Source organism: Evtepia sp. (assembly GCF_056797215.1).
Genome location: NZ_JBQILM010000023.1, coordinates 1 through 11,361, shown reverse-complemented (window position 1 = coordinate 11,361; position 11,361 = coordinate 1). Strand labels below are relative to the sequence as shown.

Sequence of the window (11,361 nt, the reverse complement as noted above, 5' to 3'; positions counted from 1 at the left end):
CGTCCCCATGTCGGCAAAAGAAGAATTTATCGAGGTGTATCAGGAACACATCCACCGGGAGGGCGCCGACGCCCTGCTGGACTACCTGAGCAACAAAAGCGACTTTTTCACCGCGCCGGCCTCCGCCCGCTACCACGGGGCCTACGCCGGCGGCCTGTGCGAGCACAGCCTCAACGTCTACCACTGCCTGGCAGACTACCTCCAGCGGGAGCGGGTCACGGACCTCTACGGCTTAGAGTACAGCCAGGAGTCCATTGCCCTGGTGTCCCTGCTCCACGACGTGTGCAAGGTGGGCTGCTACAAGCCCTCCACCCGCAACGTGAAGGGCCCCGACGGGAAGTGGACCCAGGTGCCCAGCTTCCAGTTTGAGGACCCCCTGCCCTACGGCCACGGGGAGAAGTCGGTGTATGTGGTCAACGGCTTTGTGCGCCTCACCCGGGAGGAGGCCATGGCCATCCGCTGGCACATGGGCTTCTCCGGCACCGAGGACAACCGGCTGGTAGGCCGGGCTTTTGTGAAATACCCCCTGGCCTTCGCCCTGTCCGTGGCGGATATGGAGGCCTCTTACTTCCTGGAACAGGAAAACACACAATTCTGATCCGCGCAGACCCCGCACATACACCCAACGCGCCCCCCTGCGGATCCGGGGCGCAGGAAAGGAAATTTTGACATTCATGACGAGCTTTGCGTCTCTAGGAATCCACGAGCCCATCCTCCGCGCCTTGGAGGAATACGGCTATCGCGAACCCACAACCATTCAGGAAAAAGCCATCCCGGCGGGCATCCAAGGCCGGGATGTGCTGGGCAGCGCCCAGACGGGGACAGGTAAGACCTGCGCCTTTGGCGTGCCCATTTTACAACAGCTCTCAGAGCGGAAGGGGCCCCGGGCCGTCCGGGCCCTGATCCTCACCCCCACCCGGGAGCTGGCCATCCAGATTGACGACAACCTCCACGCCTATGGCAAGAACCTCCCCCTCACCGAGGCGGTGATCTTCGGCGGCGTAGGCCAGGCCCCCCAGGTGGAGCGGCTGAAAAAGGGCGTGGACATCCTCACCGCCACCCCCGGCCGCCTGCTGGACCTGTGCAGCCAAAAGCTGCTGGACCTGTCCAAGGTGGAGATTTTTGTCCTGGACGAAGCGGACCGGATGCTGGACATGGGCTTCATCCACGACGTGCGGAAGGTGATCGCCCTGCTGCCCAAGCAGAAGCAGACCATGTTCTTCTCCGCCACCCTGCCCCCGGAGATCATGGACCTGGTGGACAGCCTTCTCCACGACCCGGTGAAAGCCGCCGCCGCCCCGGTGTCCTCCCCGGTAGAGGTGATCCGCCAGGAAGTCTGCCTGGTGGACCGGAACAACAAGACCACCCTGCTGGTGCAAATCCTCCAGGAGGAGCAGGTGAAAAACGCCCTGGTGTTCACCCGCACCAAGCATGGGGCGGACAAGGTGGCCCGGGACCTCACCCGCCGTGGGGTCTCCGCCGCCGCCATCCACGGCAACAAGTCCCAAACCGCCCGGCAGGAGAGCCTGCGGCGCTTCAAGGCCGGGGAGCTGCAAGTGCTGGTGGCCACGGACATTGCCGCCCGGGGGCTGGACATCGAAGAACTGGCCTATGTCTTCAACTACAACCTCTCCGAGGTGCCGGAGACCTATATCCACCGCATCGGCCGCACCGGCCGGGCGGGGCGGGGCGGCACCGCCATCTCCTTTTGCGACTACGGGGAGATGCCCCTGCTCCGGGACATTGAACGCCTGTTGAAAAAGCCCGTCCCCCGGCGGCAGCACGACTTCCCCATGGAGGTCTTTGAGGCCCCCAAGAAGGACGCCAAGGGCCGGGTCATCAACGCCGACGACGACGAGGCCCGGCAGGCCGCCCGGCAGCGCAACGCCCAGCGCAAGGCGGAGAAGAAGGCCAAGGAGACCCAGGAAGCCACCGTAAAGCTGACGGCCCCCCCTGCCAAGTCCCCCAAAGCGCCCCCCGCCCCCAAGGCCAAGGCCGCCCGGCGGCCCATGCCCCACGGCAAGCAGGATTTGCGGAACCTACAGGCCTTCCTGGACGCCCAGCCGGACCCCGACGAGTCCGCCGTCTCCCCCATCCACCGGGACCCCCTGGACGGGGAGGTCATCATGGATGCCACCGCCCGGCTCCTCTCCGCCAAGCCGGTGTACCACTACTACGACCCCTCTAAGGCCCAGGAACCCAGCCACCAGGAGGGCAAACGGAAGAGCCGGGGCAGAGGCCGGGGGAAGGGCGCCAAGGAGGCAGCCCCCGCCAAGGCCACCGTCCTGCCCCCGGAGAAGAAGCCCGCCCGCCATCGGGAGCCCCCCAAGAAGGGTGCCCCCACCCCAGTGCAGCGGACCTCCCAGCGGCTGACCCGGGGGGGAAAAGGGCGCATCCCCCCCAAGCCCAGCCTGCCCCAGAGCCGGCAAAAGGACTCCACGGAGCAAAAAAGCCTCATGAAGCCCTTCTATATCGACCATGATTAAGGACGAAACCTGGGAGGCCCGGGAGCGCCCCCCCGCCCCCAGAGGCCCCAGGCAGGCCCGGGCCCGGCGGCGGCATCCCCTGCTCCGGGGGCTCTGCGGCGTCGTGGCGCTGGCCGCCCTGGCGGGGTGGCTGTGGTGGCAGCAGAACGGCCTGTCCTCCGAGACCCTCACCGTCCCCGGTGCCCCGGAGGGCTTTGCAGGCTACCGCATCGCCATCCTCACCGATATCCACGGCAAGGAGTTCGGCCCTGGCAACCAAAGGCTCTTCCAATTCCTCCGGGACTTGGAGCCGGACATGATCGCCCTGGTGGGGGACCTGGTCCACAAGAAGGAGCAGCTGGCCATGGTGCCCCCCCTGGCCCAGGGCCTGGCCCAGATCGCCCCCACCTACTACGTCACCGGCAACCACGAGTGGGCCGCCAAGGTGGTGCGGGAGTTGGAGCCCATGTTGGAGGAAAACGGCGTCACCGTCCTGGCCAACCGCTATGTGATGCTGGAACGGGGGGGCAGCCGCTTGGCCCTCCTGGGGGCCGAGGACCCCAACGGCTACGCCGACCAAAAGACCATCGTGCAGCTTGCCAACGAGGTCCGGGCCCAGGAGGGCGCCCACACCTACCAGCTCCTTCTGAGCCACCGCAACAACCTCTATGAGAAATACGCCACCGCCGGGGTGGACCTGACCCTGTCCGGCCACGCCCACGGGGGCTTCATCCGCCTGCCGGGCACCGACGGCCTCCTGGGCCACAGCCCCGAGGGCTTGAAAATTTTCCCCAGCTACACGGCGGGGCTGTACCCCCTCAAGCACGGCGTCCTGGCGGTGTCCCGGGGCCTGGGGAACCAGCCCCCCACCTTCCGCCTGTTCAACCGGCCGGACGTACCCCTTGTGGTATTGCAGCCATAACCCGCCATCATCCCAGCCAAGAGAAGGAGACACAAGCCATCTATGGAATGCCAACGCGCCAGCCGGACCTATGACGCCGGAAGCTATGATATCGCCGTGGTGGGGGCAGGCCACGCGGGCATTGAAGCCGCCCTGGCCGCCGCCCGCCTGGGGCTGCGCACCCTCTGCTTCACCATCAACCTGGACGCCGTGGGGAACATGCCCTGCAACCCCGCCATCGGCGGCACCGGCAAGGGCCACCTGGTCCGGGAGCTGGACGCCCTGGGGGGGGAGATGGCCAAGGCCGCGGACCAGGCCTGCATCCAGTACCGCATCCTGAACCGGGGGAAGGGGCCGGCGGTCCACTCCCTCCGGGCCCAGGCAGACCGGCGGCTCTACCAGTCCATTATGAAGCACACCCTGGAGCGCCAGGAAAACCTGTGGGTGAAGCAGGCGGAGGTGACGGAGCTGTTGGTGGAGGACGGGGCCGTCCAAGGGGTGGTCACCGCCACCGGGGCTCTCTACCGGGTGCGGGCTGTGGTGCTGTGCTCCGGGACCTACCTGGGGGGCAAGACCATTGTGGGGGAGGTGGAGCGTTGGAGCGGCCCCGACGGCATGTTCGGGGCCAACGCCCTCACAGAGAGCCTTCAGGCTGCGGGGCTGCGCCTGCGGCGCTTCAAAACCGGCACGCCCCCCCGGGTGAATGCCCGCTCCATCGACTTCTCCCAGCTGGAAAAGCAGGAGGGGGACGGCGACGCCCTCCCCTTTTCCTTCACCAACCACCAGCCCGCCCCCAACCGGGTGTGCTGTTACATCACCTATACCACAGACCGGACCCATGCCATCATCCGGGAAAACTTGGACCGCTCGCCCCTGTTCTCCGGGGCCATTGAGGGGGTAGGTCCAAGATACTGCCCCTCCATTGAGGACAAGATTGTCCGCTTCCCGGACAAGCCCCGGCACCAGCTCTTCTTAGAGCCCATGGGCCTGGACACCGAGGAGGTATACATCCAGGGCTTCTCCTCCTCCCTGCCGGAGGAGGTACAGCTTGCCATGCTGCGCACCCTGCCGGGGCTGGAACAGGCGGAGATGACCCGTCCCGCCTACGCCATTGAGTACGACTGTGTGGACCCCACCCAGCTCCACCCCACCCTGGAACACAAGCTGGTCTCCGGCCTCTACGGGGCGGGGCAGTTTAACGGCTCCTCCGGCTATGAGGAGGCCGCCGCCCAGGGCTTTGTTGCGGGGGTAAACGCCGCCCTAAAGCTCCTGGGCCGGGAACCCCTGGTCCTGGACCGGAGCCAGGGCTACATTGGGGTACTCATTGACGACCTGGTGACCAAGGGCACCAACGAGCCCTACCGGATGATGACCTCCCGGACAGAATACCGCCTCCTCCACCGCCAGGACAACGCCGACCAGCGGCTGTGCCCTGTGGGCTACCGCCTGGGGCTGGTGAGCCAGGAACGATATCAGGCGGTTTTGGAAAAGTACCAGGCGGTGGAACGGGAGGAACACCGACTCGCCCACTGCGGCGCGGCCCCCAGCGACGCCCTCAACGCCCTATTGGCGCAAAAGGGGGAGCCGCCGGTGAAGAACAGCCAACGCCTCTCCGACCTCCTGCGCCGCCCCAAGCTGTGCTATGCCGACCTGGCCCCCTTCGACCCAGAGCGCCCCCCCCTTCCCAAGGCCGTCACGGAGCAGGTGGAAATTTCCGTGAAATACGCCGGGTACATCGCCCGGCAGCAGCGGCAGGTGGAGGAAATGCGCCGCTTGGAGAGCAAGGCCCTCCCCCCGGAGCTGGACTACAGCACCCTCACTGGCCTGCGTCTGGAAGCCCGGCAGAAGCTAGGCCAGATACGCCCCCAGAACCTGGGACAGGCGGGGCGGATTTCTGGGGTATCCCCGGCGGACGTGGCGGCGCTGATGATCCATTTAGAACGCTTGGAGCGGGAGCACCGCCCCTAGCGTCCAAACCACTGGAAAGGAACCCTCACCATGGATTTGATCCACGTAACCGGCAACACCTACTACCTGGACGGCCCCCAGTTGATCGGGCTGTACAAGCTGGACGATACCCGCTGCCTTCTCTTCGACCCTGGCAGCAGCAAGCTCCGCGCCCCCTTGGAGGAGACCCTAACCCACCACGGCCTCACCCCCGTGGGGGTGGCCTGCACCCACATGCACTATGACCACCATGAGAACACCCGTTACTTCCGGGAGAAGTACGGCGCGGAAACCTGCCTGCCCCAGTTGGAGGCGGATATTGTGCGCTGTGCCCAGAGCTTGAAAAACCATCTGTTCAACTTCTCTATGGGCAGCATCCGCACCATCCCCCGCTTCCAGAACCTGATCTGCCCGGTGGACCGGGTGGTGGGCTTGGAGGAAACCCAAGTGGAGCTGGCGGGCGTACCTCTGGACGTGGTGCGCACCCCCGGCCACGCCCCGGACCACTGCTGCTTCATCACCCCGGACAACGTGTGCTATCTGGGGGACGTGCTGATGACCCAGGACATCCTAAAGGACTCCATGGTCCCCTTTGTCTTTGACATGGCCGACGACCTTGCCAGCAAGGAGAAGGTGAAGGGGCTGGACTGCAACGCCTACATTCTCTCCCACAAGGGCGTCGTCCAGGGCAGCATTGCAGCCCTGGCAGAGGAGAACCTCCAGCGGGTGCTGGGACAGCTGACCGCCTGCGCCGCCCTGGTGACAGGCCCCATGCCCTACAGCGCATTTTACGCCGCTGTCATCCAGGCCATGGACCTGCCGGTGGGACACCCCCTCCGGGCCCAGCACCTGGAACGCTACATCCGCCCCTATCTGGAATACCTCACCGACCGGGGGGATTTGGTGCTCATCGACATAGACGGCGCCCCCGCCGTAGCCCCTGCCAGCCATGGACAATAAGTCCGTGGTGCTGGGCCTCTCCGGGGGGGTGGACTCCGCCGTGGCCGCCTGCCTGCTGAAGGAGCAGGGGTTTCAGGTCTACGGCCACTGGCTGGACATCGGCCTGGGCGGCCGGGCAGACGCGGAGGCGGTGGCGGAGCAGTTGGGCATCCCCTTCTCCGCCGGGGACATCCGCCAGGGGTTGGAGGAACAGGTGATGGAGCCCTTCCGCCAGGACTACCTGGCCGGACGCACCCCCCTCCCCTGTGCCCGCTGCAACCCCACGGTAAAATTCCCCGCCCTGTTCCGCCGGGCCCAGGCGGTGGGGGCACAGTATGTGGCCACAGGCCACTATGCCCGTACCTTCCAGGAGGAAGGGGGGGCCTTTGGCCTCTACCGGGGCCAGGAGGAAAATGACCAGGCGTATATGCTGGCTCGCCTGCCCCTGGAGTGGCTGCCCCGGCTGTTGTTCCCCCTGGGGGGCCTTCGGAAAACCGGGGTCCGGGCTCTGGCCCGTCAGTTTGGCCTTCCGGTGGCGGAGAAGCCCGACAGCATGGAGATTTGTTTCATCCCTGACAAGGACTACGCCGCCTGGCTGGAACAGCGGGGGACGGTCCCGCCGCCGGGGAACTTTGTGGACCGGGACGGAACGGTACTGGGCCAGCACAGGGGCATCCATCACTACACCATCGGCCAGCGCCGGGGGCTGAACCTCCCGGCGGCCCACCGGCTGTTCGTGTCAGAAATCCGGCCAGAGGACAACAGCGTGGTCCTCTCCGACGGCAGTGATTTGATGGCAGAGGCCGTGTGGGGGGAGGACTGGAACCCCCTGGCCCCTGTGGCGCCGGGGCAGGCGGTAACGGTACGCCTGCGCCACTCCAAGACGGAGACCCCGGCCCGGTTCTGCCCCCAGGGGGACGGAAGCGTCCGCTTGGCGCTGGAAGCCCCCGCCCGGGCCCCCACCCCGGGACAGTTGGCGGTATGCTATGACGGGGCCCGGGTGCTGGGGAGTGTTTGGATCACCGGCGCCCAACGCCTGCCATCCCCGGGGGCATAAACACAAAACATTGGAGGAGAGAGACCATGGAACTGGAACAGGTCAAAGGCAACACTTGGGTCCTGAAAAGCTGGGAACTGATCCCCCTATACAAGGTGGACGACCACCACTGCGTCCTGCTGGACACCGGCACCTACGACCAGCGGGATGAGCTAGAGGAGGCCTTGCAGGCCGCGGGCCTCACCCCTGTGGGCATCCTGGGCAGCCATGCCCACATCGACCACATGGGCTCCTATGGTTATCTGCAAAAGGAATACGGGGCCCAGTTGGCCCTCTCCCTGGGGGAGGCGGGGCAGCTCTTCTCCCCCCTGGCCCTGCACTTGGAATACTACAACCTCCCGGTGGAGTCCTTCCCGGAGTACCCGGAGCTCCACGGGGCCACCTGTCTGGCAGACCGGATCATCCTGCCCCAGGAGGACCACATCAGCTTCTGCGGGGCGGAGTTTGATATCATCCACACCCCCGGCCACACCGTGGACCACATCTGCGTGCGCACCCCGGACAACGTGTTATACCTGGGGGACGCGGTGATGACCGGGCGGACGCTGCACCAGTCCAAGTTCCCCTACACCTACGACATGAAGGAGTATCTGCACTCCCTGGGGTCCCTGCGCTTGGAGCAGGCGGACCACTACATTGTGGCCCATCAGGGGGTCTATCAGGAGCTATTGCCCCTCATCGACTTGGAGCTGCGCTTCCTCACCGAGCGCATGCGGGAGCTCTTGGAGCTGGTGGACGGGTCCACCACCCCTAAGGAGATGACCGCCAGCATCTGTCAAAATTATCACATCCTCCCCCGGGGCCTGCGGGATTTGGCCTATTATGAGCTGGCCAGCCAGACGTACATCCACTACCTCTGTGGGCTGGGGATGCTGGAACCCTATATCGCCGGGGTACAGATCCGCTACCGGCGCACGGAGGCGTCTTTTCATAAGAAGGGGAAGGCGAAGCTGCCGAGGACGGGGTTGTTTCGGTGATGGGATAGATAGGGGTTGCCGGGATGGGTGGCCCCTATCCATCTCAATATTCTAAAAATTCCAAAAAAAGCTTGCATTTTTTTAACTTCTCGAATATAATAACCATGACAGGACCTCCCGCACCTCTCCACGGCAACGTGTGACGTGTCCCAGGGAGGACATTTTGAGACAATGATTGCAACAAGCCCCCGCAGTTAGGTTTACGCCTAACTGCGGGGGCTTGTTTTATTATAATAACAACATTAAGTTGGGCTGCCGCCCAAACCTGCCCAAGGCTCCCGCCCTGGGCCTGGCCAGAGGCGCTGCCTCTGGACTCCGCCACCTTGGTGGTGTCACGTTGCGCCGGTTCGCGACGGCTCCGCGCTTCGTCTGAAAAAGGTGGACGAAAACTTTAATTTTTTCTCAGCGCCCCAGGCTATGCACCAGCATAGGGATGGCGGCCTCAAAGTTGACGCCATACCACCGGGCGTCGGGGTCCTTCTGGGTCTCGCGGATACATTCCAGGGTATAGTCCACGGCCACCTTCAAGGCCCCCTCCAAATCCTTGCCGTTCATCAGGGCTCCTACACAGGCGGAGGCGAACACGTCGCCGGTACCGTGGAACTGGACGGGGAGTTTTTCGTTGAAGTAGCTGGCATAGGTATCGGTTTTGGCGTCGTAGGCCATGGCCCCGATCTTCCCTGGCTCGAAGCTCATGCCGGTGAGGACGGCGGTGGGGCAGCCCAGGCCGGTCAAATCCTTGAGCATTTTCTTGACATAGGCCTCGTCGTAGTTGTCCCCCACGTAGGGCACCCCCAGCATGAAGGAGGCCTCGGTGAGGTTGGGGACAATTACGTCCGCCTTGCCGCAGAGCTTGCCCATTTCCAAGGCAAATTCCGGGGTGAAGCCGGTGTACAGCACGCCGTTGTCCGCCATAGCCGGGTCTGCGTAGACCAGGGTGCCCTCTCCGCCGAAGCGGTCGAAGAACTTGCCCACCAGCTCGATCTGCTCAAAGGAGCCCAGATATCCGGTATAGATGGCGTCGAAGTGGATGCCCTCCTTCTGCCAGTGGTCGGCAATGGGGGTGATCTCCTGGGTCAGGTCGTGGAAGGTGAAATCCTTAAAACCACCGGTGTGGGTGGACAGCACCGCCGTGGGGACCACACAGGTCTCCACACCCATGGCGGAGATAATAGGCAGGGCTACCGTCAGGGAACACTTCCCCAGGCAGGAAATATCCTGGATGGAAACAACGCGCTTCATAGTTTTATCCTCCTGTTCTGTATGCCGAAGTACCCTTAGGGTACCACAGCCCTGGCCATGATTCCAGGGCCAATCCCGTTTTATTTGGCATGGCCAGACAGGAAAGGCCAGCGGCGATTGACAAGCCACAGGTCTTGGGATAAAATAAAAATAGTACGTTCGTCCCCACGAGAAAGGAGTGCCCATGCTTCCTGATTCCGGCATCAAAGCCCAGGTACAAGAGGAGATTTGCCAGTTGGCCGCACAGCACCAGCTTCACCAGGTCATCCTCTTCGGCTCCCGGGCCAGGGGAGACTATCACCGCGCCAGCGACATCGACCTGGCGGTCAGCGGCGGGGATATCACCCGCTTTGCGCTGGACGTAGACCAAGAGACCTCTACACTGCTACACTATGATGTAATCGACCTGGATCAGGACATCCCCACCGCGCTGCGGGAGACCATCCAGACAGAAGGGCGGGTTCTCTATGAAGAAATTTGACCAGTATTGTTCCAGCCTCCAAGTCCTTTCCCGTGCCCCAAAGGAGGACTTGGACAACGAATTTGTCTTAGGCGGCATCATCAACAAGTTTTCCCTCCAATTTGAGCTGGGGTGGAAGCTGTTGAAGGAACTGCTCGCCTATGAGGGCCGAAGTGAAGCTGCCTCCGGTTCCCCAAGGGAAATTCTAAAAACCGCCTTTGTCCTCTACGATTTCCTGGACGAGGATATCTGGCTGGGAATGCTGAAAAACCGCAACAACATCAACCACATTTATGACGAGACCCAAGCCCGGCGGCTGGCAAAGGTGGTCCTGGAAACCTACCTCCCCGCCTTCCAGCAGCTTCGGGACCACCTGGCCCAGCGCTATGCCGGGCAGTTGGACACACTATGACAGAACAGGAGGCTTTTTATGCTATTTGACTTCCTCCACGCCGCCCTGCCCTGGGTTGCTATGGGGCTGTTTGTGGCCATTAGCTGTGCATGCTTAGGAGAATCGAAACACGATGTGTCGTGAAGCAAAAGGCCCGTAGAGCGTTACCACCGCTCCACGGGCCTTTATTTTATGCGCTTCTATCAGCGTTCAGTTGTTCGACTTCTTCAAGAGAAAGTCCTGAAATATGAACGATTTCCTCTAAAGTATATTGGCCAGCTGCCAGCATACGGCGTGCAACCGATTTCCTTTCCTCTTTCATTCCTTCTTTCAATGTTTGATTCCTCATATCTTCCATAGCCCGGCACATAATTTCGACCCCCTCCTTACTTTCCTTAAAAAACCGCACCCTGTCGGCCAAAACATGGTAATACATTTCTCCTGGATCCGTACAGGAAAAATCGTGCATCAATTTTCCAATGGGCGACTCGTCCCGGTAGGCTCCATTTACATACAAAATATGAGACCCATCCTCAAAGGGTTCGCCGGTGTCGAAGATATATCTGCCGATACGGTACAGAGGCTTACCCTTCCCCAGCACGTCGTGTTCCGTGATAAATACCACGTAGGTCTCCGGCAGCGCGTCAAATGCCTCGCCCTTCCGCAACAGGTTGGCGTCCATCATACTGCTATTATATCTTGCCCGTTTTTTCCCCGCGCCCTTGTCCGAGCGCTGGATTTCCACATTGATTTTTCGCCCGCAGCTGTCCGTAGCCAAAACGTCCAGCCGTACAGAACGATTCATCAGGTTTTCCACAAAAACCTGTGTGTGGACATCCTCCACCACCAGTGCCGGTATTTCCAGGACGATGCGCAACACCAGTTGAATGCACGCGGTGTCCCCCTCAAAGCACTTGGTCAAAAAATCATCATCCAGCAGGCGAAAGCCTTTTAGCCTCTGTAAATCTTCCTGGTGTTTCTG

At 62.7% G+C, this 11,361-nt stretch carries 11 protein-coding genes; 9 read left to right on the top strand and 2 right to left on the bottom strand.

Annotation, left to right across the window (positions count from 1 at the left end):
* Window positions 1-7 precede the first annotated feature (7 nt).
* The 7 genes from ACTOZL_RS06450 to ACTOZL_RS06420 all read left to right on the top strand — a co-directional run bounded on the left by ACTOZL_RS06450 (window position 8) and on the right by ACTOZL_RS06420 (window position 8,286).
* Complete coding sequence (locus tag ACTOZL_RS06450) at window positions 8-598, top strand: hydrolase (protein ID WP_482477370.1); 591 nt, start codon at window positions 8-10, stop codon at window positions 596-598.
* 76 nt (window positions 599-674) lie between these two features.
* On the top strand, window positions 675-2,486 hold the full coding sequence (locus ACTOZL_RS06445; protein WP_482477369.1) for a DEAD/DEAH box helicase: 1,812 nt from the start codon (window positions 675-677) through the stop codon (window positions 2,484-2,486).
* Window positions 2,479-3,387, top strand: a complete 909-nt coding sequence (locus tag ACTOZL_RS06440; RefSeq protein ID WP_482477367.1) for a metallophosphoesterase — start codon at window positions 2,479-2,481, stop codon at window positions 3,385-3,387. Before ACTOZL_RS06445 ends, ACTOZL_RS06440 begins: the two co-directional genes overlap by 8 nt.
* Window positions 3,388-3,429: 42 nt before the next feature.
* Window positions 3,430-5,334: a tRNA uridine-5-carboxymethylaminomethyl(34) synthesis enzyme MnmG gene (gene mnmG, locus ACTOZL_RS06435; protein WP_482477366.1), complete on the top strand. Its 1,905-nt coding sequence runs from the start codon at window positions 3,430-3,432 to the stop codon at window positions 5,332-5,334.
* Window positions 5,335-5,364: 30 nt separating this feature from the next.
* Window positions 5,365-6,273, top strand: a complete 909-nt coding sequence (locus ACTOZL_RS06430; RefSeq protein ID WP_482477365.1) for an MBL fold metallo-hydrolase — start codon at window positions 5,365-5,367, stop codon at window positions 6,271-6,273.
* Window positions 6,263-7,309: a tRNA 2-thiouridine(34) synthase MnmA gene (gene mnmA / locus ACTOZL_RS06425; protein WP_482477364.1), complete on the top strand. Its 1,047-nt coding sequence runs from the start codon at window positions 6,263-6,265 to the stop codon at window positions 7,307-7,309. The genes ACTOZL_RS06430 and mnmA overlap by 11 nt, the downstream gene beginning before the upstream one ends.
* A gap of 26 nt (window positions 7,310-7,335) precedes the next feature.
* Window positions 7,336-8,286 carry an MBL fold metallo-hydrolase gene (locus ACTOZL_RS06420; protein WP_482477363.1) on the top strand — a complete coding sequence of 317 codons (951 nt, stop codon included), beginning with the start codon at window positions 7,336-7,338 and terminating at the stop codon, window positions 8,284-8,286.
* Window positions 8,287-8,688: 402 nt separating this feature from the next.
* Here the strand turns inward: ACTOZL_RS06420 and ACTOZL_RS06415 are convergent, their stop codons facing one another.
* Window positions 8,689-9,528 (bottom strand): pyridoxamine kinase, encoded by an 840-nt coding sequence (locus ACTOZL_RS06415; RefSeq protein WP_482477362.1) that lies wholly within the window; start codon window positions 9,526-9,528, stop codon window positions 8,689-8,691.
* 184 nt (window positions 9,529-9,712) lie between these two features.
* Between ACTOZL_RS06415 and ACTOZL_RS06410 the strand changes: the two genes are divergently transcribed.
* Both ACTOZL_RS06410 and ACTOZL_RS06405 read left to right on the top strand, forming a co-directional pair.
* Complete coding sequence (locus ACTOZL_RS06410; protein ID WP_482477361.1) at window positions 9,713-10,009, top strand: nucleotidyltransferase family protein; 297 nt, start codon at window positions 9,713-9,715, stop codon at window positions 10,007-10,009.
* Entirely contained in the window at window positions 9,996-10,400 is a 405-nt protein-coding gene (locus ACTOZL_RS06405; protein WP_482477360.1) for an HI0074 family nucleotidyltransferase substrate-binding subunit, read from the top strand. Before ACTOZL_RS06410 ends, ACTOZL_RS06405 begins: the two co-directional genes overlap by 14 nt.
* Window positions 10,401-10,569: 169 nt before the next feature.
* Here ACTOZL_RS06405 and ACTOZL_RS06400 read toward each other — a convergent pair.
* Window positions 10,570-11,361: PD-(D/E)XK nuclease family transposase (locus ACTOZL_RS06400; RefSeq protein ID WP_482477359.1), on the bottom strand; the 792-nt coding region annotated here is incomplete at its 5' end.